The organism is Pseudoalteromonas sp. EB27 (assembly GCF_001974875.1).
Lineage (GTDB): Bacteria > Pseudomonadota > Gammaproteobacteria > Enterobacterales > Alteromonadaceae > Pseudoalteromonas.
Genome location: NZ_MTQD01000005.1, coordinates 152,795 through 176,275, shown reverse-complemented (window position 1 = coordinate 176,275; position 23,481 = coordinate 152,795). Strand labels below are relative to the sequence as shown.

At 40.4% G+C, this 23,481-nt stretch carries 23 protein-coding genes; 14 read left to right on the top strand and 9 right to left on the bottom strand.

The genetic code is table 11. The annotated features are described in order from the left end of the window. Positions 1–21: 21 nt before the first annotated feature. Genes BW142_RS07620 through pspF form a run of 6 tightly spaced genes read right to left on the bottom strand, consistent with a single transcriptional unit; the run spans position 22 to position 6,377 of the window. Complete coding sequence (locus BW142_RS07620) at positions 22–783, bottom strand: ABC transporter ATP-binding protein (protein ID WP_024600104.1); 762 nt, start codon at positions 781–783, stop codon at positions 22–24. Beyond that, complete coding sequence (locus BW142_RS07615) at positions 783–1,775, bottom strand: oligopeptide/dipeptide ABC transporter ATP-binding protein (protein ID WP_002958338.1); 993 nt, start codon at positions 1,773–1,775, stop codon at positions 783–785. Before BW142_RS07615 ends, BW142_RS07620 begins: the two co-directional genes overlap by 1 nt. Beyond that, complete coding sequence (locus BW142_RS07610; RefSeq protein WP_024600105.1) at positions 1,776–2,669, bottom strand: ABC transporter permease subunit; 894 nt, start codon at positions 2,667–2,669, stop codon at positions 1,776–1,778. Further along, on the bottom strand, positions 2,656–3,690 hold the full coding sequence (locus tag BW142_RS07605) for an ABC transporter permease (RefSeq protein ID WP_024600106.1): 1,035 nt from the start codon (positions 3,688–3,690) through the stop codon (positions 2,656–2,658). The genes BW142_RS07610 and BW142_RS07605 overlap by 14 nt, the downstream gene beginning before the upstream one ends. Next, positions 3,690–5,297, bottom strand: a complete 1,608-nt coding sequence (locus tag BW142_RS07600) for an ABC transporter substrate-binding protein (protein ID WP_076924467.1) — start codon at positions 5,295–5,297, stop codon at positions 3,690–3,692. The genes BW142_RS07605 and BW142_RS07600 overlap by 1 nt, the downstream gene beginning before the upstream one ends. Before the next feature lie 15 nt (positions 5,298–5,312). Next, positions 5,313–6,377, bottom strand: a complete 1,065-nt coding sequence (gene pspF / locus BW142_RS07595; protein ID WP_076924466.1) for a phage shock protein operon transcriptional activator — start codon at positions 6,375–6,377, stop codon at positions 5,313–5,315. A 186-nt stretch (positions 6,378–6,563) separates the two neighbouring features. On the opposite strand from pspF, the gene pspA reads away from it, so the two are divergent. The 10 genes from pspA (at position 6,564) to BW142_RS07545 (ending at position 15,629) form a co-directional block, all read left to right on the top strand. Beyond that, positions 6,564–7,223, top strand: a complete 660-nt coding sequence (pspA, locus tag BW142_RS07590; RefSeq protein ID WP_002958333.1) for a phage shock protein PspA — start codon at positions 6,564–6,566, stop codon at positions 7,221–7,223. A gap of 67 nt (positions 7,224–7,290) precedes the next feature. Beyond that, positions 7,291–7,524, top strand: coding sequence for an envelope stress response membrane protein PspB (gene pspB, locus BW142_RS07585; protein ID WP_076924465.1), 234 nt, complete (start codon positions 7,291–7,293; stop codon positions 7,522–7,524). Continuing rightward, entirely contained in the window at positions 7,521–7,922 is a 402-nt protein-coding gene (pspC, locus tag BW142_RS07580) for an envelope stress response membrane protein PspC (protein WP_024596503.1), read from the top strand. The genes pspB and pspC overlap by 4 nt, the downstream gene beginning before the upstream one ends. 63 nt (positions 7,923–7,985) lie before the next feature. Continuing rightward, the gene (locus BW142_RS07575; protein WP_076924509.1) at positions 7,986–9,404 is read left to right on the top strand and encodes a YcjX family protein; all 1,419 of its coding nucleotides are present in this window, start codon (positions 7,986–7,988) and stop codon (positions 9,402–9,404) included. After that, the gene (locus BW142_RS07570; RefSeq protein WP_076924464.1) at positions 9,401–10,423 is read left to right on the top strand and encodes a TIGR01620 family protein; all 1,023 of its coding nucleotides are present in this window, start codon (positions 9,401–9,403) and stop codon (positions 10,421–10,423) included. Before BW142_RS07575 ends, BW142_RS07570 begins: the two co-directional genes overlap by 4 nt. Before the next feature lie 150 nt (positions 10,424–10,573). Then, complete coding sequence (gene megL, locus BW142_RS07565) at positions 10,574–11,755, top strand: methionine gamma-lyase (protein WP_076924463.1); 1,182 nt, start codon at positions 10,574–10,576, stop codon at positions 11,753–11,755. A 237-nt stretch (positions 11,756–11,992) separates the two neighbouring features. Next, positions 11,993–12,790, top strand: a complete 798-nt coding sequence (gene phhA / locus BW142_RS07560; RefSeq protein WP_076924462.1) for a phenylalanine 4-monooxygenase — start codon at positions 11,993–11,995, stop codon at positions 12,788–12,790. A gap of 37 nt (positions 12,791–12,827) precedes the next feature. Continuing rightward, positions 12,828–13,172: a 4a-hydroxytetrahydrobiopterin dehydratase gene (locus BW142_RS07555; protein WP_002958326.1), complete on the top strand. Its 345-nt coding sequence runs from the start codon at positions 12,828–12,830 to the stop codon at positions 13,170–13,172. Between the two features lie 197 nt (positions 13,173–13,369). Continuing rightward, positions 13,370–14,794 (top strand): AAA family ATPase, encoded by a 1,425-nt coding sequence (locus tag BW142_RS07550; protein WP_076924461.1) that lies wholly within the window; start codon positions 13,370–13,372, stop codon positions 14,792–14,794. Then, complete coding sequence (locus tag BW142_RS07545; RefSeq protein WP_076924460.1) at positions 14,784–15,629, top strand: DUF4435 domain-containing protein; 846 nt, start codon at positions 14,784–14,786, stop codon at positions 15,627–15,629. The genes BW142_RS07550 and BW142_RS07545 overlap by 11 nt, the downstream gene beginning before the upstream one ends. Positions 15,630–15,741: 112 nt before the next feature. Here the strand turns inward: BW142_RS07545 and dapD are convergent, their stop codons facing one another. The 3 genes from dapD to map are packed head-to-tail and all read right to left on the bottom strand — an operon-like array spanning position 15,742 to position 20,013. Continuing rightward, positions 15,742–16,569, bottom strand: a complete 828-nt coding sequence (gene dapD, locus BW142_RS07540) for a 2,3,4,5-tetrahydropyridine-2,6-dicarboxylate N-succinyltransferase (RefSeq protein ID WP_076924459.1) — start codon at positions 16,567–16,569, stop codon at positions 15,742–15,744. Positions 16,570–16,578: 9 nt separating this feature from the next. Continuing rightward, a complete protein-coding gene (gene glnD / locus BW142_RS07535) occupies positions 16,579–19,197 on the bottom strand; it encodes a [protein-PII] uridylyltransferase (RefSeq protein ID WP_076924458.1) in 2,619 nt (872 codons plus the stop codon). A gap of 30 nt (positions 19,198–19,227) precedes the next feature. Beyond that, a complete protein-coding gene (gene map, locus BW142_RS07530; RefSeq protein ID WP_024599056.1) occupies positions 19,228–20,013 on the bottom strand; it encodes a type I methionyl aminopeptidase in 786 nt (261 codons plus the stop codon). 271 nt (positions 20,014–20,284) lie between these two features. Here map and rpsB point away from each other — a divergent pair, with 271 nt between their 5' ends. The 4 genes from rpsB (at position 20,285) to frr (ending at position 23,446) form a co-directional block, all read left to right on the top strand. After that, positions 20,285–21,013 carry a 30S ribosomal protein S2 gene (gene rpsB / locus BW142_RS07525; protein WP_024599057.1) on the top strand — a complete coding sequence of 243 codons (729 nt, stop codon included), beginning with the start codon at positions 20,285–20,287 and terminating at the stop codon, positions 21,011–21,013. A gap of 103 nt (positions 21,014–21,116) precedes the next feature. Further along, on the top strand, positions 21,117–21,968 hold the full coding sequence (gene tsf, locus BW142_RS07520) for a translation elongation factor Ts (protein WP_008168613.1): 852 nt from the start codon (positions 21,117–21,119) through the stop codon (positions 21,966–21,968). Positions 21,969–22,125: 157 nt separating this feature from the next. After that, positions 22,126–22,875 (top strand): UMP kinase, encoded by a 750-nt coding sequence (pyrH, locus tag BW142_RS07515; protein WP_024596498.1) that lies wholly within the window; start codon positions 22,126–22,128, stop codon positions 22,873–22,875. A 13-nt stretch (positions 22,876–22,888) separates the two neighbouring features. After that, positions 22,889–23,446, top strand: coding sequence for a ribosome recycling factor (gene frr / locus BW142_RS07510; RefSeq protein ID WP_024599058.1), 558 nt, complete (start codon positions 22,889–22,891; stop codon positions 23,444–23,446). Positions 23,447–23,481: the final 35 nt, after the last annotated feature.

Below are 23,481 nucleotides of genomic sequence, written 5' to 3'. Positions count from 1 at the left end.
TTGGTGATTAGAAAGCTGCTTTTAGCAGCTCAGTAATCGCTGCGTTACTTTTGATTGGGGGTTTTGAAAAACATCTTCAGTAGGGCCGTATTCAACCACTTCGCCTTTGTCGAGTACAACCACATAATCACTGATGTGGCGCACTAGGCTTAAATGGTGGGTGATCATCACATACGTAAGGCCAGTGTCGCGCTGTAGCTTAAGTAATAAATTCACTATTTGCGCACGTATAGAAGGGTCTAAAGACGAAACAGCTTCGTCGAGCACAATCACCTTAGGATCTAAAATTAATGCACGAGAAAACGCCACACGCTGTAGTTGCCCCACACTAAACATATGCGGGTAGTAGTGTTTATGATCAATTAATAGACCCACTTTTGAAAGCGTTGCATCAATCTTTTCAGCTCGTTCGCTGGCATCAAGCTCTGTATTATATTGCAGGCAATCATCAAGCATTTCACCTATGGTTAGCCCTGGGTTGAGCGATGCAGCTGAGTCTTGAAAAATCATACGAATATCCCGACATTGATTATCGCGTACGCCATTATCTTCAATAATATTATTTTCGAGTAAAATTTGCCCGCTATCAGCAGTATCAGCTCCTGAAAGTAGTTTTGCTAATGTACTTTTACCTGCACCTGTTTCACCAATTATGGCAATACTTTCGCCTTTACCAACACAAAACGAAATATTTTTAAGTACTTCAAACTTTTTACGTGAAAAAAGCCCCGCTCGCACATTGAATGTTTTTGATAGTGCTTGTACTTTTAGCAGCGGCTGCATTATTTCATGTCCTTAATTAACGGAAAGTGGCACGCATAACTATGACCATGATGCTTAGTAAGGGCTGGCGTTACCACGCAGGCTTTTTGTGCTTGCGGGCAACGCGGCCCGAGGCGACAGCCAATAGGTAAATGTTGCAGAGTAGGGATAGTCCCTTTAAGTGCATAAAAAGGTTCTTTATGCGCTAAACCTTGTTCGTAGTCTGGCAAGCTTTTTAATAATGCTTGAGTGTAAGGATGGCGAGGCTGTTTAAATATTTCATGGGTTGGGCCTGCTTCAACCATTTGCCCGCAATATAAAACATGAATGCCATGCGACCAATGTGCAATCTCTTCAAGCTCATGAGAGATCATTAAAATAGACATATTTTTAAGTTGGTTTAAGCTTTTTAATAACCTAAATACTTGTGCGCGAGTTGTGCTCTCAAGCGCTGTAGTTGGCTCATCAGCTATCAATAGCTTTGGAGTGCGGGCAATGGCCATTGCAATCATTACTTTTTGGCATACGCCTTCTGAGAGCTCGTGAGGGTAGCTACTTAGTACCGCTTCGTGGTTTTTAATACCCACTTTATGAATAAGCGCTTTTACTCTGTCTTTTCTCTCGCGGTTGCGTTTTAAAAAGAAACCTTTAGTTGCGACCTCTGGGAGTGTTTCAGCAATTTGATCAAATATTTTAGCGGTCGGATCAAGACAGCGACTTGGATCTTGATAAATCATCGCTATATCTTGGCTTACTATCTTACGGCGTTTTTCTGGGCTTAAACGCATTAAGTCTACGCCGCGCCAATGAATACGGTCGGCCGTAATATCCCAGCGTTCGTTTAATACACCAATAATCGCTTTTGCTATTAGGCTTTTACCAGAGCCCGATTCGCCCACAAGCGCATGTACTTCGCCTTCTTTTAAGCTAAAGCTCACTCTGTCTACGGCTCTAATTACAGTTTCAGAGGTACGTAGTTCAATTGTTAAGTTACGAACATCGAGTAATTGCATTTAATCAGCCTTACGTGCTTTTAGCACTTGTCGCAGGCCATCGCCTACTAAATTAGTAGATAACACGGCTAAAAATAACAGTACACCAGGTAGCGCTACAGTCCAAGGTGCTAAATAAATAAGGCCTAAGTTTTCGGCTAATATTGCGCCCCATTCGGTCGTCGGTGGCTGAGCTCCTAATTTTAAAAACCCCAGTGCTGAAATATCTAATATAGCGGTAGAAAGCGCCATCGTGAATATAACCACAATATGCTCATAAATATTAGGGAAAATACCACGCGATATAATATGCCAATTAGACGCACCATCGAGCCTAAACGCGGTAATGTAATCTTTACTTAATTCATCAACAATCAGGTTACGCACTGAGTGAATAAATTGCGGCAGTAACGCTAAAATAATTGCCCATACGGTATTCATTAAACCCGGGCCGAGTATGGCAATTATTATTATTGCTAATAACAAAGAAGGAATAGAAAGGGTTATATCAAGTAAGTGATTTAAAAAGCTTGAACGAAGTCCTTTGCTAATTCCTGCAAAAGTACCCACTAATACACCAAAAATAGTTGTGATCAGGGCGGCTACAACAGAAAGCCCAAACGTATACGTAGCACCATTCATTAAGCGCGAGAGCACGTCACGGCCTAAATCATCGGTGCCTAAAATAAAGCGTACATCGCCCATTTCTCGCCACGATGGTGGAATAAGTAGTGCATCACTATGCTGTTGGTTTACACCATAAGGGGCTAAAAAAGGAGCTGTGGCGGCCAATAATGCAAACGCCATAAATATCCATAAACCAACCAAAGCAGGGTGGTTATTTTTAAACTTTCGCCAAAATCGCGCAAGTGGCGATTTATTCGACTCTTCAGAAAATAAATTAAACTTTGCCATGGGCCTGATTCCGCGAGAGTGGATCGAATAAAGTGTAAGTAAGTTCAGCTGTAATAGAGGCTAAAATAACAAATAAAGATACTGCCATTAATCCGCCTTGAATTGCTGGAAAGTCACGCTGATAAATACTATCGATTAACCACCGGCCAATACCCGGCCAAGAAAAAATAACTTCGGTAATCATCGCAAGCGTTATTAGCGTACTAAATTGCAAACCAATTTGCTTAATTACCGGCAGTAATGCATTACGCAGTGCATGGTGCATGATAAGTTGGCGGCGATTAAGGCCTTTTGCCCTAGCTGTTTTAATAAAGTTTTGATCCATTACCTTAAGCATAGACTCGCGAGTAAAGCGCACTAATACAGTGGTCGGATACATGGCCAGTACAATAGTAGGGAGCGTTAAATGGCGTAGCGCATCAATAAAGGCCATTCCTTTATATGGAAAACCAGCCAGTGCAATATCAATTAAAATAAACCCAGTATTTGCGGGTATCTCATAAAGGAGCCCCATTCGGCCTGACATAGGAAACCAGCCAAGCTTTAACGAAAAAACCATTATTAATAACAATGCGAGCCAAAATACAGGCATTGAATAGCCCACCATAGTGGTCGAGTTTATAAGTTTATCGGGCCAACGTTTATGATAGCCAGAGCCTAAAATACCAGTAGGTACACCAATAACAACCGATACTATTAATGCGTACACGCTTAGTTCTAAAGTAGCCGGTAGCAAATCAACAATATGGCTAAATACACTGTTACCAGAGGCAAACGAAAGCCCCCAATCACCTTGGAATATTCGCCCCAGGAAGGCAATGTATTGCATAAAGTAATTGCTGTTATATAAATATTTGTCTTCAAGCTCACTATGCTGTGCAAAGTTACTACTTGGTATGCCACTTAAATTACTTAGCGGATCACCGGGAAATAAATACGCCAGTGAAAATGTAAATACGCTGAGCATCAGTATCATAAAAAAGAACAAACCAAGGCGACGTAAAATATAATCTAAGATCATTATTTTTTCCTCGCATTGGCAAGCGAAATAGCGCCAAATGGGCCAAGTGTTATGCCTTCCACATCGGCGCTACTTGCTTGAAAACGCAGGCCATGAGCAATAGGTAATAACGGCAGCTCTTGAATAATTAAGCTTTGTGCGTCTTCATAGTATTTTTTACGTTTGTTTAAATCAGTCGTATCGAGTGCTTGAGTAAGCAATAGATCAAATTGAGGATTACACCAGTTTGCTGGATTTTTACCACTAAAAGTAGCGGTACAGCTCAACAGTGGGCTAAAAAAGTTATCAGGATCGGGTGTATCTGCGGCCCAACCAAGTAATACACTGTCGTGCCTGTGCTCGCCAATACGTTGAATAAACGTATTCCACTCATATTCTACAATGCTTACATTAACGCCCACTTTGCGTAAATCACTTTGCATAAGCTCAGCCATTTTACGTGCGTTGGGGTTATAAATACGACTTACAGGCATTGCCCATATTGTCATATCAAAGCCATCAGGCAAGCCTGCTTCAATTAGTAACTTTTTAGCGAGTTCTGGATCAAATGTAGGTATATCTTCTTGCGGCTCAAACGCCCAAGAGGTTGGCGGTAAAATAGATTGTGCGCGAGTACCGTTACCGTAATAAACCGCTTGCATTATTTTATCTACATCTATTGCATGCGCGAGTGCTTGGCGCACGCGCAAGTCGTCGAACGGGGCACGTTCTGTATTAAATGCCCAATACCCTATGTTTAAATTTGTTTCTTTTTCAATATTTATATCATCACGTTGCGCTAAAATACTCAATTGCGCACTACTTGGATGAGCCGTTACATCGCACTCTTTAGTCAGCATTTTTGCTATGCGCGTAGTGCCGTTAGGCGTTATATCGTAAACTAATTGTTCAAGGACAACGTCGTGCTTCCAATAAAGTGGATTACGGTAAAAGCGTACAAGGTGATCTCGACGGTATTCTTTATAAATATACGGGCCGGTGCCAATAGGATACTGATCAAACAAGTTTTCTTGCTTGTTTTTCTTAAGTTCCATGGCGTATTCTTCTGAAAGTACCACAGCAAAGTCGGTAGCCATATTAGCTAAAAAGCTACTTTCAGGATTAAATAACTCAAAGCGCACTTGGTAGTCAGACACGCGCACAATTTTACGAATGAGTTGATCAATCCCCACACTTTGAAAATACGGGTAATTGGCATCGCCCACAAAGTGGTATGGATTGTATACATCGAATAATCGGCTAAAGGTGAATATAACGTCGTCGGCGTTAAAATCACGCGACGGCGTAAAATAAGAAGTTGTATGAAACTTTACATCTTTACGCAAGGTAAAGGTAACCGATTTACCATCTTTACTAATTTTCCAATCGGTTGCTAATTCACTTTGAAACTCTGCCGTAACAGGGTCAATGCTAATTAAACGGTCATATAATTGGTTAGCAATTATATCAATAGTTGAACCGGTGGTCGTTACTTGCGGATTAAACGACACAGGGTTAGCTTCAGCGCAATAAACTAAGCCTTGGTTTTTTTCTTCTATGATTTCTTCTTTGCTATCAAGGCAACCAACTAAAGTGGTGGCAAGCAAAACAAGTAATAATTTATGCACCCGCATAACCTCTGACTATTGTTGATCCAACAAGTTGTATTTTTTAAGATAACCACGTAATTGATGATACGTTAAACCAAGTACTTCTGCAGTTTTCTTTTGATTAAATTGGCTATGTTCGAGCGCTTTATTAATCATGTTTATTTCAAAGTCGTTTGAGCGCTCTTTTAAGCTACATGGAAATTGAATATCAACGGCTATATTACTGCTTGCTTGAGCAATCGGTGGCGCAACAGCAATAGGCTCTGCATTAACAGTTTGAGCCGCTATAGGTGCTTTTATGCGCGCTTTTGGTCTAAATGGGCTATCGAATGGGTCTAAAATAATCTGGTGAACGGGGATATGTTCACTACCGTGGCGATACAAACTGCGTTCAACCACATTTTTAAGTTCACGAATATTACCAGGCCAATCATAACTAAGCAGTGTTTCTGTTGCGCTTCGAGTAAAACCGCTAAACAGTTCCCACTCTAAATCGCGTGCCATATTCATCGCAAACTGCTCAGCAAGAAGCATAATATCGTCTTGACGTTCTCGCAGTGGTGGCAGGGTAATTACATCAAAGGCTAAACGGTCGAGTAAGTCACTTCTAAATTCACCTTGCTCAGCTAAATAAGGGAGGTCTTCGTTTGTCGCACACACTAAGCGTGTATCTACTTTTACAGTTTGTTTGCCGCCAACACGTTCAAACTCACCGTATTCTATAACGCGTAGCAGTTTTTCTTGTACCATAGCTGAGGTATTAGCTAATTCATCTAAAAACAGTGTGCCACTGTTAGCGCGTTCAAAACGACCTTCGTGACGTTTACTTGCCCCCGTAAAAGCACCGCTTTCGTGGCCAAATAACTCACTTTCGAGTAAGTTTTCGTTAAGCGCTGCACAGTTAAGTTTTACGTAGTTTTGATCCCAACGTTTTGATAAAAAGTGTAAGCGTGCTGCTATTAACTCTTTACCTGTGCCGCGTTCACCAATAATAAGTACCGGTTTATCTAGATTAGCCAGTTGCGATACCTGATCGAGTACAGACAGAAAGCTATCTGATTGGCCGAGTAAATTATCCTGTTGGCGATATTGGCTCATATTTCCTAACTCTTGGTCATTTTTACTAACAGTTAGTGTATTTCATAATTAGGGATAACTAAAGAAATTTGTATATTTAGTTTAACGTAATGAAAATAAAGTGTATTTTAACTTTTAAAAAGTTGGCAAGCATATTGATACTAGTTATAGCAGACTAACTACGTTTTAATTACAGAGGTAAATGTTATGGGAATTTTTTCACGTTTTGCAGATATTGTTAATTCTAATATCAACGCCATTTTAGATAAAGCAGAAGACCCAGAAAAAATGGTTCGTCTGATTATTCAAGAAATGGAAGATACGCTTGTTGAAGTACGTTCTACATCAGCTAAAACACTGGCTGAGAAAAAAGAAATTGTACGCCGCTTAGATACACTTAAAGCGCAGGTAAGTGATTGGCAAGATAAAGCCGAACTGGCTTTAAGCAAAGACCGCGACGATTTAGCGCGTTCAGCCCTACTTGAAAAGCAAAAGTCGGCAGATGCCGTTGCTTCAGTAGCGAGTGAACTTGAACATGTAGAGTCTCATATTGAGAAACTACAACAAGAAGTAACGACGCTACAAGAAAAACTAGCAGATGCGAAATCTCGTCAAAAAGCGATTATACTTCGCCAGCGTTCAGCTGAGTCGCGCCTTGAAGTGAAAAAGACACTTGATAGCTCAAAAGTAGAAGACGCACTTAATCGCTTTGAACGTTACGAAACTAAAATTGATGGACTAGAATCTCAAATTGAGTCTTACGATTTAGGTAAAAAGACGTTAGCGGACGAAATTGCTAATCTACAAAAAAATGAAAAGATAGATGATGAGCTAGCCGAACTTAAAAAGAAGCTAGCTGATAAATAACTTATAAAGGGGTACTTAAAGTGCCCCACTGCTTAAAAACATCAAAACGGATTGTCAGGAGAGGATTATGTTTGATTCAGAGGTAATAATTGTTCCATTTGTTATGTTTATGATTTTTGTTGCCCCGCTGTGGTTAATTTTACACTACCGTAGCAAAAAACAAGTAAGCCAAGGTTTAAGTGAACACGAACATCGCCAGTTACTTGAGCTTGCACACAAAGCCGAAAAAATGGCAGACAGAGTTGAAACACTTGAAGCATTGCTTGATCAAGAGTCACCACAATGGAGACGCAAAGTATGAGTGCCAAACGCGAATTATTAAGAGACCCACAACGCGGTAAAATAGCTGGAGTATGTGCGGGATTAAGTGACTACTTTAATATGGAGTTATGGTTAGTTCGCATTATATTTGTTAGTGCGGTACTGCTAACGGGTGGCCCATTATTTGTGGTAGCGTATATTGCAGCCTGGTTCATTTTAGATAAAAAAGAGCCCGCAACAGCGCAAACAAAAAGCTCAACTAAAACAGACGATCCGCTAGAAGTAAAATTTAAAGTATGGCAAAAGGGCGAGCCACCGCGCCGCGCATTGCAAGATTTAAAAGAGCGTTTAACGCGTGTAGATACTCGCCTTCAAGATATGGAGCGCCATGTAACTTCAAGCGAGTTTACGGTGAGCCGTGAAATTAACAAACTTTAAAGGATTTAATAGCACCTTATTTGCAACGTGATAAATTACGGCAAATTAGGTGCAAGACACTTTATGAGCCAATCATTTGCAAAAAAGACCTTTAAAAGCATTAAAGGCAAAGCACAAAAAGCCCTTCATCGCAGTTTAGACCAACACGTAAAACTTGCCGTAACTGGCCTAAGTGGTAGTGGTAAAACAGCCTTTATTACCGCGCTTGTTAAACACTTAACAACCCAAGCGGACGATAAAAACTTACCTTTTTTTGATGTAATGCGCGAGCACCGCCATGTTGCCACTAAAGTTGTGCCGCAAGAGGCGTTAAAAGTCCCTACATTTAATTATACGCGCGCGCTAAATTCATTATTACCTAGCGATGGGATGCCCACATGGCCTGCATCAACCGAGCGAATTAATACACTACGTTTGGCAATAAAGTATCAAAGTAATGCGGGACTGCGTGGTCACTTTTCGCCGCAATCAACACTTTATTTAGATATTATTGACTACCCGGGGGAATGGCTCCTTGATTTACCTATGCTTGAGCAAAGCTATTCTCAATGGTGCGAGCAGCAATATCCGTTATTAACTCAGCCTTCGCGTGTAAATACATCAAGTGATTTTCTAGCAGCCGTTGAGCAACTTGATTTAAATGCACCTGTAGATGAAAACGCACTGGCTCATATTGCTCAGCTTTATCAAAGCATGTTAGTAGGGCTTAAAAAAGACACCAAACTTGCCATGCTACAACCAGGGCGTATGCTCATGCCTGGCGACTTACAAGGGGCGCCATTGTTATTGTTTTTTCCGGTATCGGGTGAAGTAAATAGTGACGATGTCGTTGCGGGTTCTAATTTAGCGCATTTAATTAAGCGCTTTAACGCCTATATAAAAGAAGTTGTAAAACCATTTTATAATGAGCATTTTAGGCACTTTGATCGCCAAATCGTACTTGTAGATGTACTTAGTGCATTAAACGAAGGGCACGAAACCCTTCAAGAGCAAAGCAGTGTAATAAACCAATTACTTGCACACTTTAACTATGGTGAATCAGGCTTTTTTAAACGTTTATTTAAGCCAAACATAGACAAAATATTATTTGCAGCTAATAAATCCGATCACATAAGTGCAAAGCATCATAAAGATTTAGCACTACTGCTTGATTCGCTCGTGCATGAGCAAAGTAATCATTTAAAGTTTGATGGTGTAAAAATAGAAACCATGGCCATGTCGTCAATTACAGCAACGCAGCCGCGCCAAATTACTGACAAAGGCCTAACGCTTGACTGCATTTACGGTAAACCATTACACGAGCCTGATTGGCTTACCTATTTACCGCCGCAACCTCCCTCGCGGATGCTTAATAAAAGTGAGTGGCCAGCACAGGGATTTGAGTTTTTATCGTTTTCTCCAATGCCGAGCCCCGATAAACAACTAAAACATATTCGATTAGATCATGTCATGCAGTACCTGCTAGGAGACAAATTAACATGAGTGAGTCAAACCAAACATTTCAAGCAGGGCGTCGCATAGATACGCAAAGCATTGAACAAAACGAACCCGTTTTAGCACCTGCAAAAATTATTCAACACGGGCAAAGTGATTACGAAGAACTTGAAGATGAAGCACTAGAGCCAGAAATAGATCTGGAGCCTGTGTACAAAAAGTCAAAGTGGCAAACGCTCAAAGGTGTTTTTGCTATTAGTTTTATAGTACTGGTGCTTTTAGAATTTGCGTACTCGTTATTATTTGCTTTCGAGCAGTCAATTATTTTAGGCAGTGTTTATTTAACTGCGGTTGTAAGTGGCGTACTGCTAATAGGCCGCTTATTGTGGCGAGAGTACCGAATGCTGCGCAGTTTAAAGCGTAACCAATTACATCGAGTTGAAGCCGACAGGCTTTTAAATAGTGAGCAAGTAGGTGGTGCATTACCTTGGCTCGAAAAGCTCAATAAACACCAAGAGCTTGATAACTTTGAAATCTTTAAAAACCAAGTATCGATGCATCACAGCGACAAAGAAATAATGACACTGTACGCCAATAGTTTATTAGTAACTCAAGACACCAAAGCTAAAAAGCTTATAAATCGTTTTGCGACTGAATCTGCACTGCTAGTTGCCTTAAGCCCACTTGCGCTGGTGGATATGATGGCTGTGCTTTGGCGCGGTACTAAGTTAATAGAACAAATTGGTAAAATTTACGGCATTGGTTTTGGCTACGCGAGCCGTATAAAGTTATACCGCATGTTGATAAAACAAGTAATGTTTGTTGGCAGTGCAGAGCTTGTATCTGACCTTGCTGCAACTGCACTAAGTGCTGAGCTTTTAGGTAAGCTTTCGGGGCGGGCAGCGCAAGGGGTTAGTGCTGGTATTTTTACAGCGCGTATTGGTTACAAAGCAATGGAGCTTAGTCGCCCATTACCAAGGCTTGAAAACAAGCGCAGCTTACTAAAAGGCACTGTGCAAAGCATCGCAGGTAAAATTATGAGCCGCAAAAAGGCGGAACCAACGTAGTAAAGGTAGTGGCAATATTTGTGTACAAACGTGCGCTGCACGGTTTTTACACAAATAGCCATCTGAGCATCCGGCATGCTTGCTGTTTGTAAGCGCATACGTTTTGATTGTTGAATCGCAAAAACATAATAATCAAAAAATGAGCCTACAATGAGCAAGCATCATATAAACACCCAGTGTATTCACGGACCACAAAAAGCAAACGACCCGCACGGCGCACTCACTTCTCCTTTGTATCAAACCTCTACCTTTCATTTTGAAAATGCCGCTCAAGGTGCTGCGCGTTTTGCAGGCGACGAACCTGGCTATATTTATACGCGCTTAGGAAACCCTACAACCACAGAGCTTGAACAAAAAGTTGCTCAACTAGAGAGCTGTGAAGCAGCTGCTGCAACCGCAACAGGTATGGGGGCCGTATCTGCCTCAGTACTGAGCTTTTTATCGCAAGGAGATCACCTTGTTGCCTCAAGTGCTTTGTATGGTTGTACCTTTGCGTTTTTCTCGCATATGTTGCCGCGCTGGGGAATTGAAGTCACGTTTGTTGATATGACCAACGAGGACGAACTATGCGCTGCCATCAAACCTAATTCAAAAATGATATTTGTAGAAACGCCAATCAACCCCACTATGGCGGTTATTGATTTGGCACTCATTGGCGCAGTTGCTAAAGAGCACAACTTAATTAGTGTGGTCGACAACACCTTTTTAACGCCGCTACTGCAATCACCAAAAAAATACGGTATCGACATTATAATGCACAGTGCGACCAAGTACTTAAACGGCCACGGAGACGTAGTAGCGGGTATTGTATGTGGATCGCTTGAGCATATAACGCTTATTAAAATGACCGTACTAAAGGATATTGGTGCAACCATAAGCCCGCACGATGCATGGCTAATTAATCGAGGCCTAAAAACACTCGCCATTAGAATAGAACGCCATTGTCAGAGTGCACAAACAATAGCCGAATATCTAGAAGCGCACCCACAAGTAAGTACCGTATATTACCCAGGGCTTAAATCGCACCCAGGTCATAAGTTTATTGGTAACCAAATGAAAGCCGCTGGTGGTGTTATTGCATTTGAAATAAAAGGCACGCTACAAGATGGCGCACAATTTATTGATAGTATGAAACTTTGTACACTTGCAGTAAGTCTCGGCGACGCTGAAACACTGATTCAGCATCCTGCATCTATGACTCACTCGCCTTATACGCCAGAGGAGCGAGCCGCTGCTGGAATAAGTGATGGGCTGATCAGACTCTCGGTTGGGCTTGAAGATGTTAATGACATTATTAGTGATTTAGACCAAGCTTTTACTAATATTGGCTAGGTGTATTTAATTATGTACACATAAAAATAAGCTGTAGGCCTTTATTTGATGACCTGTATTTTTAATGTGCCACAGGTGTAATTTTAACTTTACGATCTGAGTGATCGCGACAAATACTGATGTTAGCCTATCTATTAAACTTTTCTTCACTTTTGCATAGTATGGGGTCATTCGATATTCAATAGGTTTGAGTATCACACTGACACCGATTTAGGGCTCACACCCAAGAAGGTACTTATGGCTAAAGCAAGTAAATACACATCCAAAACACCAGACGAAAATGGTGTTATACACTGGAGTGATGAAGAAAATAAAATTTGGTCTGAGCTTGTAGCGCGTCAACTTGAATGCATTAAAGGCAAAGCCTGCAACGAGTACATGCAAGGGTTAAAAAAGATTAACCTGCCGCACGATCGTATTCCGCAGTTAAGCGAACTAAACGAAGTGTTATTAGCCACTACCGGTTGGCAAGTAGCGCCAGTACCTGCGCTTATCGACTTTGATGAGTTTTTTAGATTACTAGCAAACAAGCAGTTTCCGGTAGCTACATTTATTCGTAGCCGCGAAGAATTTGACTACCTACAAGAGCCAGATATTTTTCATGAAATATTTGGCCATTGCGCCATGCTAACTAACCCTGACTTTGCCGAGTTTACGCACAAGTACGGGCAATTAGGTTACGCAGCGCAGAAAAAGGACCGTGTATACCTTGCGCGTATATACTGGTTTACAGTTGAATTTGGTTTAATGCAAACCGAAGACGGCCTGCGTATTTACGGCGGCGGTATTTTATCAAGCCCAGGTGAAACTCAGTACGTATACTCAAACACGCCAGAAATCAGCCCAATGAATGTGCTTGATGTACTGCGTACGCCGTACCGTATTGATATTATGCAGCCACAGTACTACACCATAAATTCGATTCATGATCTGTTTGATATATCGCAAATGGATATTATGACTTTGGTTGAGCGAGCTAAAGAGCTTGGCTTGCACGACCCAAAATTTCCACCAAAAGAAAAATTAGCCAGTTAAACATTAATGCTAAAAAAGCTAAAAGTAAGGATTTAGAATGTCTTCATTAAGTGCACAAAAATGCGAAGCCTGTCACGTAGATGCGCCAAAAGTATCTGACGAAGAGTTAGCACAATTAATTACTAAAATCCCAGACTGGGTACCAGAAGTACGCGACGGCATTATGCAGCTTGAGCGTGTTTATAAATTTAAAAACTTTAAGCAAGCTATCGCGTTTACTAACAAAGTAGGCGACATGGCAGAAGACGAAGGCCATCACCCAGGTTTATTAACCGAGTGGGGCAAAGTAACGGTTACATGGTGGAGCCATTCAATTAAAGGCCTACACAAAAACGATTTTATTTGCGCAGCTAAAACAGACGACGTATTTAACGCGCTGTAAACCACACTAATTGAGCAAACCAAAAAAGCACTTATTTTTATAAGTGCTTTTTTGGTTTTGGGAGAATGATCTATAGTAGAAAAATATTAGCTAGTACCTATCTAATTATTATCCTTCTAATATAAAAATATTTATATATTTTATAACTAAAAGAGTAAAATCAATTCCAAATTGTTTATTAAAATAAGGTGAGGTTCATGGAAGTCTATTTAAAGAGAGCCGTTGTGAAAGGATTATTTGATTCAAAAACACAGCTGGAAATGGAATTGAGTAATAATGTTAATTGTATACATGGTGTTAATGGGTCAGGAAAGACAGTATTTATAAACCTTTTAGTTGGTACTTTGAATTGTCAGTTGGAGTACCTTAAAAAAATTAAATTTTCGTCTATAACTATTTATACACTTAAAGAAGGTAACAAAAGACCTTCTAAGATGTTTACTGCTAGTAGGACTGATAATGAAATTACATATAACTTTCATGTAGGTCTTACACCTAAATGTGAACGAGGTACACTTTCTCGAGTTGCATTTCTAAGAACCGTACCTGAAATTGATTTACCTATAAAAAAAGGTGACTCAATAACAATATCGCTTGATGACGAAGGTTTTAATATTTCATCTTATCGAGTGAAAATATTAATAGAATCAATATTAGCTGCTACTTATGTACCTTTACTTAGAGGGCATGAGTCTGTTGTAGCCAAAAGAAGATTGAGAAATATTGAAGGTGGAAACGATCCTTATGTACAGATGTTATCTGATTTACAGGAAGAGTTTGTTGGTCGCTATGGCTCAGCTAACTCAAAAGTTGGCGTTGAATTAGAGAAGTTAAAGTCCAAAATGTTCGAACATCTACTATTTACTGATAGTGATGCATCAATAAAGCAGGATATGGAAGTTCTTAGAGCCTTGACCGACAGTGGCAGTGTATCGGATTATACCGAAGAACAGAAAGAGCAGGTAATTAATGATATCGAAGATGCCAACATAACCATTAGTACAAAAAAAGTAGAGCGACACTTTTCTATATGGAGAGAAACTCAAGAAGATGTTTTAGAGACATCAAGAGCTTTACAACAAGCTCAGAGTGGAGGGAAAGAGATAGAGAGTACCAAATTGATTAGTTTAAATGAAGAGTATTCTAAGGCTTACTTTAGGTGTTTAGCTTCAATTAAATTTAATCGAAAATTCAGTCATGCTATCGAGGATATTAAAAAAGCTCAGAAGAAAAAGGACATGGCGTTATCTCCCTTTCGATCATTTGAATCGCAAATGAATACCTTTTTGACGAAGAATAAAAAATTTAGATTAGGTACTTCTGGAAATTTTGAAATCCGCTTTAATGGAAAAGTTGTTCAATTTCATGAGCTATCATCAGGAGAAAAACATATTTTAGCAATATTAGCGCGGGTATGTTTATCAGCCGTTAGTAAAAGTACATTATTTATAGCGGATGAGCCTGAGTTAAGCTTACATCTTGAATGGCAGAGGAAAATTATTCCAGCTATTAACGAGATTTCACCTGAAATGCAGATAATAGTAGCCACTCACTCCCCAGCTGTAATCCCTGAAAATGCTTTAATGATCAATATCTTGGAGTGCTACTCTTATGATGAGTAATGGACTTAATTACACATCAGCAGATGTATTTAAAGCAGCTGAAATGGATACAAATGGATTTTATATTGTAGTTGAAGGGGATTGTGATAAACCAATTTTTAGTGAGCTGTTATCTCAACTTAAAGATTATGGCTTTCAGTTTGATAAGCCAATAATAGGTTCTGGAGGTGGTAAACCGAATATACTGTGCTGGCTGCAAGAGAAGCCTAATGTTAGTGTCAAAGTAGTCCTTGACAGAGATTTTGATGACCCGAATATTGACTTGTTAGACAAAAGAATAGTTCCATTAGAAGTTTATAGTATTGAAAACTATTATTTCTCAGTTGATGTTTTAGCTCCACTTTTTGCTAGCCTATCTAATTCAACTATAGATGAAGTGAGTCAATGGCTTAGTCTTGATGAACTTACCAAAAACTGGGAAGAGGAGCTATCCGAACTTATCGCAGTTCTTTTCTATTATCAAAAAAACTATATGCAAGAAAAAAAAGGTTGGGGTGAGACTGATATCGTCCAAAATAGGGATAATTGGGGAATTTGCTCAAATAAAGTAAATAAACTAACCATGCAATTGACTAGTGAGATGGGAGTCACCATACAAAGATGCTTAACTTATTTCAATCAAAGTCATTTAAAAGGCGAGTGTTTATCAATTTGTTTTCCAGGTAAATTGATAAAAAAATCATTTTTTAGATATTTGAAATTTCACTGTTCACAGAATGGTGGTGACTTTAGTTCACTAACTAATGTGGATCATTTAATGCAATCCTTAACATCAAGATTAATGAAAAATTGCGGGGTGAAGTCCGTATTAGAAAACTTGACAGCAACGCCTTAAGTGAAAAGCCCTATTAAAAGGGCTTAGAGCTTTCTATATACAATTAAAATTTAGCTAAAACACTTAACTTCAATGTATCGTTGGGTTTCGTTTCACTCAACCCAACCGACTATTACTCATCAATTGAGCGTAGTAGGGCGTTTATGCCTACTTTTTCACGTGTTTGTTTATCTACTTTTTTCACGATGATTGCAGCATAAAGGCTGTGAGTGCCATCTTTTGACGGTAGTGCACCAGGAACAACTACAGCGCCTGCTGGTACGCGGCCGTAATAAATTTCGCCAGTTTCGCGGTCATAAATACGGGTACTTTGGCTGATGTAAACACCCATTGAAATAACTGCGCCTTCTTCAACAATTACCCCTTCAACAATTTCCGAACGAGCGCCAATAAAACAGTTATCTTCAATGATAGTTGGGTTAGCTTGTAGAGGCTCTAAAACGCCGCCTATGCCAACGCCACCTGATAAATGTACGTTCTTACCAATTTGTGCACACGAGCCTACAGTCGCCCATGTATCAACCATGGTGCCGTCGTCAACGTATGCGCCAATATTTACATACGATGGCATAAGTACTACGTTTTTACCTACAAAGCTGCCTTTACGTGCTACAGCGTTTGGTACTACGCGCATACCGCCTTGCTGAAATTGCTCTGGCGTGTAGTCGCTAAATTTAAGCGGTACTTTGTCGTAAAACTGATTTACGCCGTCGTTCATTGGTTGATTGTCGCGAATACGAAACGACAGTAACACTGCTTTTTTAAGCCACTGGTGTACAACCCATTCACCTGATATTTTTTCAGCAACGCGTGCTGCGCCGCTATCAAGTAAATCAAGTGCGTCGATAATAGCTTGTTTTACGTCGCTTGATACTGTGCTTGGGCTAATGCTATCGCGGTTGTCCCATGCGTTTTCGATCATCGTTTTTAAATCTGACATGTGTGTCCTCTATTCTGTTTCGGCGTTGAATTTTTTACGTAATGCCTGATGAATTTTTGCTTGCTCTTCATCAGTCAGCGCTTGGTATTCGTTATTTGATACAACAAAGAAATCCTCGGCTCGTTCACCTACCGTTGTAATACGGGCAGCGTGAATATGTAGTAAATGCGCTTGGAAAACTTCGGCTATTTTGGTTAGTAAACCTTGTATATCGACAGCTTGAATTTCTATTAAGCTGCGGTCTTTGCGTGCATGTGGGCGCAACACAATTTTAGGTTTAATATTAAAATCTTTAAAACGTTGAGAGCGGCTCTTTTTAAAGCGAATCTTTTTACGCGGATCGCTCAGTGCTTGCTCAAGCCCGCGTTTAATTGATTGTGCTCGACCACTTGCAATAGGGTCACCACTTACTTCAAGTATTACAAAGCTAAACAAGACGTAACCGTCTTTAGTGGTCAGTACTTGCGCATGTTGTATTTGTGCTTTTTTAGAGCCAATTACACTTACTAATCGGGCAAACAGTGGGCCAGAGTAGGGGCTGTATACAAATACTTGTGTGCCACCATGCATAGCTTTGTTAGATACAATAACACTTGGCTGGCTTAAGTCTGTGCTACTTAATAAATGCTCACTTTGCCATGATATTTGCTGTTCGCTAAAGGCGGTAAAGTAATTAGCTTTAAAGCGGCTCCAAATTAAATCAATTTTTTCCTCGGCATAACCCAGATTTATTAAGCGTTGTTTAGCTTGGTGCTTTTTATCGCGAATTTGGTCGCGTTGATCCATTGGGTTTTCGAGCCCTAGGCGCAAAGCGCGCTGCGTGTGTAAGTATAGCTCACGCAGTAGGGTGTTTTTCCAATCGTTCCATAAGTTGTCGTTGGTTGCACGTATGTCGGCAACGGTTAAACAATATAAGTAGTCGAGTTGGCGCTCTGTTTTAACGCGTGTAGCGAAGTCTTTTATTACAGCAGGGTCGTTAATATCTTTACGCTGTGCGGTAACCGACATAAGTAAATGGTTACTTACAAGCCATGCAACGAGTTTTGCATCCACCGATGAAAAACCATGTAATTTAGCAAATGCTATTGCGTCAACAGCGCCAAGCTCTGAGTGGTCACCACCTCGGCCTTTAGCAATGTCGTGAAATATACCGGCTAAATAAAGTAGCTCTGGTTTGTCCATTCGAGTGACTATTTCACTACAAATAGGAAACTCACTAATGCCTGTTTTATCAAAATATTCGTAAATATTTTTGATTAATTTGTGGGTGTGCTCATCTACGGTGTAAGCGTGAAACAAATCAAACTGCATTTGCCCAAATATATTACGCCACTGCGGTAAGTAGGCGGCAAGCATGCCGTGCTTGTGCATTAATGTAAATGCGCGGCCCATGCCGTTAGGGTGTTTAACAAGGCGTAAAAAGGCTTCACGACAGGCTGCATAATCTTGTAAGTCACCCAATAAACGACGGCGCACTTGGCGAATAGTACGAATAGTACTTGGGTAAATATGCGTTATTGCTGGGTTATCGGCTATGTGCTCAAACAATACAAAGAGTTGGTCACGTCTAAAAAATACCGACGGATCTTTTACGCGTATTTGATGACCTACTTGCTCAAAGTTTCTGTCGAGTTCTATTGCTACCACAGCACTACTTTCGGGCATTATACTTTGTTCAAAGTATGAAAGTAGCATTTGGTTAAGTTCGCGCACGCGGCTCATTATTCTAAACAAGCGCTTCATCATACGCTCAACAGACGCTTTGCCGTCGCTACCAAAACCTAAAATTTCGGCGGCTAGCGGTTGATGATCAAACAATAAGCGGTTTTCCGCTCGACCTGCAGCTAGATGCAGTGCAAAGCGAATGTTCCATAGGTTTTCTAGGCACTCAGAAAGCTCTTGAAACTCTTCGTGAGTTAAGTATCCGTGGCTTATTAATTCTTGCAGGGTTTCGGTTCTAAAGTGCTTTTTTGCCACCCAAATAATGGTTTGTAAGTCGCGCAGACCACCTGGGTTTTCTTTAATGTTTGGCTCAAGATTATACGCGGTGCCGTGGCACTTTCTGTGGCGTAAATTTTGTTCTTGAACTTTGGCAGTAAAAAATTCGCCTGAGCGCCATACTGGCGTTTCAAGAATATGCATTTTGAGTTTTTCAAACTCAATGTGGTTACCAAAAATAAGGCGACTTTCGAGCAAGCTGGTGGCAAAAGTAACGTCTTCACGTTTTTGCTCAATGGCTTGTTCTATCGTGCGCACGCTGTGTCCAATCTCTAAGTTGAGATCCCATAGCATGGTAACAAACTGGCCTATTTTTTCGCATATTTCTTCGCTTGGCGGTTTAGTTACAAGCAATAAAAAGTCGATGTCGGAGTAGGGGTGTAGCTCGCCACGTCCGTACCCGCCCACAGCTATTAATGCTAAATCAGGTTCGCGTGCTAAGTCGTAAACATGAAAAAGCTTAATGAGTAGGCGGTCAATAAACTCAGCCCGGGCATTAATTAAATTCCCAACCGGTTGTTTAGAAAATTCGTTATGTAACCATTTATAAAAATAGCTAGAACAATCGCGATAATCACTAAGTTGCTCAGCATCGCTAAGCAACTTTTTTACTTTGTTGGGTAATGCCACGTGGGCTGGCTCCTAATTTCTTATTTATTATTAGTGTTCTATGATCCTGTCGATTGTATCATCTGATCGTAGCGTTAAAATTTCAACACCATTTTCAGTCACTAATAATGTGTGTTCCCACTGTGCAGACAAACTACGGTCGCGTGTAACTACTGTCCACTCATCTTTAAGAAGCTTACATTGGCGTTTACCCGCATTAACCATAGGTTCAATAGTTAAACACATACCTGCTTTTAAGGCTTCGCCAGTACCGGCTTTACCGTAATGCATTATTTGTGGTTCTTCATGAAATCCTGCGCCAATACCGTGGCCGCAATACTCACGTACAATTGAGTAATTAAAGCTCTCTGCATATTTTTGAATTGCTTCACCAATATCACCTAAACGCACACCTGGTTTTACCATTTTAATAGCAAGGTATAGGCTTTCTTGTGTTACTTCTGCAAGACGTTTAGCTTGAATATTTGGTGTACCAACGTGGAACATTTTAGATGTATCGCCGTGGTAACCATCTTTAATGACCGTTACGTCAATATTAACGCTGTCACCTTCTTTTAATGCTTTGTCATTTGGAATTCCGTGACAAATAACATGATTAACTGACGTACAAACTGATTTTGGAAAGCCATGATAATTTAACGGAGCAGGGATTGCTTGTTGCACATTAACAATATAATCATGACAAAGTGTATTTAGCTCATCGGTGGTAACACCTGGCACTACATGAGGGCCGATCATTTCAAGTACATCGGCCGCTAAGCGCCCAGCTACGCGCATTTTCTCTATTTCTTCAGGGGTCTTGATAATAGCGCTCATTGAGGCTCCAAAGTTGAGTTTTTAACATTTATCGCCGAACAAATTTTGCACGCGACGTTGAGTATTTAATTTTAATATGGTATAAAGCGCGCCGTCTTTTTACAAATAAATTCTTAAATGATTTTTTGTATTTAAGGCAAACACAATTTTATTTTAACACACACACGTATCGTCACATACACTTGGGTGCATTTGAAGTTTAATTACTTCGGTGTTGGTGCTATGGGATATGTGGAGGCCTAACCCTAAACAACTATAGAGGATCTATAAAATGGCAAACGTTTCAATGCGCGATATGCTTCAAGCTGGTGTTCACTTTGGTCACCAAGCACGTTACTGGAACCCTAAGATGAAGCCTTTCATCTTCGGCACACGTAACCGTGTACATATCATCAACCTTGAGCAAACTGTACCAATGTTCAACGACGCACTTAAGTTTTTATCAAGTGCTGCAGCAAACAAAGGTAAAGTTCTTTTCGTTGGTACTAAGCGCGCAGCAAGCGACGCAGTTAAATCAGCTGCTTTAGAAAGCGACCAGTTCTTCGTAAATCACCGTTGGTTAGGTGGTATGTTGACTAACTGGAAAACTGTACGTCAATCAATCAAGCGTCTTAAAGACCTTGAAGCACAAAGCCAAGACGGAACTTTCGAGAAGTTAACTAAGAAAGAAACGTTAATGCTTAACCGCGAAATGGAAAAGCTTGAAAAGAGCCTTGGTGGTATCAAAAACATGGGCGGTCTTCCAGACGCGCTTTTCGTTATCGATGCTGACCACGAGCACATTGCTATCCGTGAAGCAAACAACCTAGGTATTCCTGTTGTTGCAATCGTTGATACTAACTCTAACCCAGACGGTGTTGATTACATCGTTCCAGGTAATGATGATGCTATCCGTGCTGTAAGCCTTTACACTAGCGCTGTTGCAGCTGCTATTACTGAAGGTCGCGAGAATAACATCGTTGCTCAAGCTGAGAAAGACGATTTCGTTGAAGCTGAGTAATTAGCTGTCATCAAGTCTTCATCTTTTTAAGGTGAAGACTTGCTATTCTTGTCGAGCGGGTAACCCGCTTATCTAACCTGATTTCAGATTTGAGGATTTACTAATGGCTGTAACTACTGCCCTAGTTAAAGAATTACGCGAGCGCACAGGCGCTGGCATGATGGATTGTAAAAAAGCGTTAACTGAGACTGATGGCGACATCGAGTTAGCGATTGAAAACATGCGTAAAAGTGGCGCTGCTAAAGCTGCTAAAAAAGCAGGTAACATTGCTGCGGAAGGTACTATCATCATCAAGCAAAACGCTGGTGTTGCAGTGCTAGTAGAAGTTAACTGTCAAACAGATTTCGTTGCAAAAGACGTAAGCTTCTTAGCATTTGCTAATAAAGTTGCTGACGCTGCAATTGCTGACACTATCTCTATCGAAGACTTACAAGCTAAGTTTGAAGAAGACCGTGTTGAGCTAGTTACTAAAATTGGCGAAAACATCAATGTACGTCGTTTACAGTACGTAACTGGTGAAAACCTAGTTGAGTACCGTCATGGCGATCGTATCGGTGTTGTTGTTGCAGGTGTTGCTGATGAAGAAACACTTAAGCACGTTGCAATGCACGTTGCTGCATCTAGCCCTGAATACCTAACACCTTCAGATGTACCTGCTGACGTTGTTGAAAAAGAAAAGCAAGTACAAATCGAAATTGCGATGAATGAAGGCAAGCCTGCTGAAATCGCTGAGAAGATGGTTGTTGGCCGTATGAAAAAATTCACTGGTGAGGTTTCTCTTACTGGTCAAGCTTTCATCATGGAGCCTAAAAAATCTGTTGGCGATATTCTTAAAGAGAAAAACGCAACAGTTACTAGCTTCGTACGTGTAGAAGTTGGTGAAGGTATCGAGAAGAAAGAAGAAGATTTTGCTGCTGAAGTTGCTGCTCAAATCGCTGCTGCTAAAGCTAAGTAAGATTACTATTTGTGAAGCAAAAGGAAATTAGATGCAATTAAAGTACTATTTGGTTTTGCTTCGCAGCTAGAAATTCTTTAAAATAACCGCGCTTTTATGTTTAACATAAGCGCGGTTATTTTTTATCCATAATTCAATAAAAGTTGGCCCCAATACTATGACTATCAATCGCAAACCTATTTTTAGACGTGTTCTTCTCAAATTAAGTGGTGAAGCTTTAATGGGAGACGAAGGCTTCGGCATCGACCCTAAAGTTTTAGACCGTATGGCACAAGAAATTAAAGAGCTAGTTGAGCTCGACGTAGAAGTGGGTTTAGTTATTGGTGGAGGTAACTTTTTACGCGGTGGGTCACTTGCAGAAGCAGGTATGAATCGCGTAGTCGGCGATCACATGGGTATGCTTGCAACGGTTATGAACGGCCTTGCAATGCGTGATGCGCTACACCGTGCATTTGTAAATTGTCGTTTGATGTCGGCTATTCCGCTTAATGGTGTATGTGACGCTTATAACTGGGCTGAAGCAATTAGTTTATTGAAAACTGGCCGCGTTGTTATTTTTGCAGCGGGTACTGGTAATCCATTTTTTACTACCGATTCTGCAGCATGTTTACGCGGTATCGAAATTGAAGCAGATACAGTAATTAAAGCGACTAAAGTTGATGGCGTATACAGTGATGATCCTGTTAAAAACCCAGAAGCAACGCTTTACAGCCATTTAAGCTACAATGAAATCATTGAAAAAGAATTAAAAGTTATGGATTTAGCGGCATTTACTTTAGCCCGCGATCACAATATGCCATTGAGCGTATTTAACATGAATAAATCAGGCGCGCTAAAACGCGTAATTATGGGTGAAGAAGAAGGAACACTTATTTCTTCACAAGCCTCAGATGAAATAATCAAATAATTAGGATTACACCGTGATTAACGATATTCAAAAAGACGCGCAAGCGCGCATGCAAAAAAGTGTAACAGCACTAGGTAGCCAATTATCTAAAATTCGTACTGGCCGTGCACATCCTGCAATTTTAGATGGCATTATGGTATCGTACTACGGAGCACCAACGCCTTTAAACCAAGTTGCTAATGTAACAATTGAAGATTCTCGTACACTGGCTATTGGTGTATTTGATAAGTCTTTAGCGCAAGCTGTTGAAAAAGCAATTATGGCGTCTGATTTAGGTTTAAACCCTATGTCGGCAGGAACTGTTATTCGTGTACCACTTCCTCCACTTACAGAAGAACGTCGTAAAGACCTAATCAAAATTGTACGCGCTGAAGTTGAAGGCGGTCGTGTTGCTATTCGTAACATTCGTCGTGATGCTAATGGCGATGTAAAGGGTTTATTAAAAGATAAAGACATATCTGAAGATGAAGCGCGTCAATCAGATGATGCGATTCAAAAGCTTACTGATAAGTTTATTAAAGAAATGGATACTTTATTAGCAGCTAAAGAAACAGAATTGATGGAAATCTAAGTAAGGTCCTGTTTATCTTTCGAGGTTGAATTTGC

Coding starts and splice junctions, on each gene's coding strand:
- BW142_RS07620 (WP_024600104.1), bottom strand. CDS start 783: ATGCAGCCGCTGCTAAAAGTACAAGCACTATCAAAAACATTCAATGTG.
- BW142_RS07615 (WP_002958338.1), bottom strand. CDS start 1,775: ATGCAATTACTCGATGTTCGTAACTTAACAATTGAACTACGTACCTCT.
- BW142_RS07610 (WP_024600105.1), bottom strand. CDS start 2,669: ATGGCAAAGTTTAATTTATTTTCTGAAGAGTCGAATAAATCGCCACTT.
- BW142_RS07605 (WP_024600106.1), bottom strand. CDS start 3,690: ATGATCTTAGATTATATTTTACGTCGCCTTGGTTTGTTCTTTTTTATG.
- pspF (WP_076924466.1), bottom strand. CDS start 6,377: ATGAGCCAATATCGCCAACAGGATAATTTACTCGGCCAATCAGATAGC.
- pspA (WP_002958333.1), top strand. CDS start 6,564: ATGGGAATTTTTTCACGTTTTGCAGATATTGTTAATTCTAATATCAAC.
- pspB (WP_076924465.1), top strand. CDS start 7,291: ATGTTTGATTCAGAGGTAATAATTGTTCCATTTGTTATGTTTATGATT.
- pspC (WP_024596503.1), top strand. CDS start 7,521: ATGAGTGCCAAACGCGAATTATTAAGAGACCCACAACGCGGTAAAATA.
- BW142_RS07575 (WP_076924509.1), top strand. CDS start 7,986: ATGAGCCAATCATTTGCAAAAAAGACCTTTAAAAGCATTAAAGGCAAA.
- BW142_RS07570 (WP_076924464.1), top strand. CDS start 9,401: ATGAGTGAGTCAAACCAAACATTTCAAGCAGGGCGTCGCATAGATACG.
- megL (WP_076924463.1), top strand. CDS start 10,574: ATGAGCAAGCATCATATAAACACCCAGTGTATTCACGGACCACAAAAA.
- phhA (WP_076924462.1), top strand. CDS start 11,993: ATGGCTAAAGCAAGTAAATACACATCCAAAACACCAGACGAAAATGGT.
- BW142_RS07555 (WP_002958326.1), top strand. CDS start 12,828: ATGTCTTCATTAAGTGCACAAAAATGCGAAGCCTGTCACGTAGATGCG.
- BW142_RS07550 (WP_076924461.1), top strand. CDS start 13,370: ATGGAAGTCTATTTAAAGAGAGCCGTTGTGAAAGGATTATTTGATTCA.
- BW142_RS07545 (WP_076924460.1), top strand. CDS start 14,784: ATGATGAGTAATGGACTTAATTACACATCAGCAGATGTATTTAAAGCA.
- dapD (WP_076924459.1), bottom strand. CDS start 16,569: ATGTCAGATTTAAAAACGATGATCGAAAACGCATGGGACAACCGCGAT.
- map (WP_024599056.1), bottom strand. CDS start 20,013: ATGAGCGCTATTATCAAGACCCCTGAAGAAATAGAGAAAATGCGCGTA.
- rpsB (WP_024599057.1), top strand. CDS start 20,285: ATGGCAAACGTTTCAATGCGCGATATGCTTCAAGCTGGTGTTCACTTT.
- tsf (WP_008168613.1), top strand. CDS start 21,117: ATGGCTGTAACTACTGCCCTAGTTAAAGAATTACGCGAGCGCACAGGC.
- pyrH (WP_024596498.1), top strand. CDS start 22,126: ATGACTATCAATCGCAAACCTATTTTTAGACGTGTTCTTCTCAAATTA.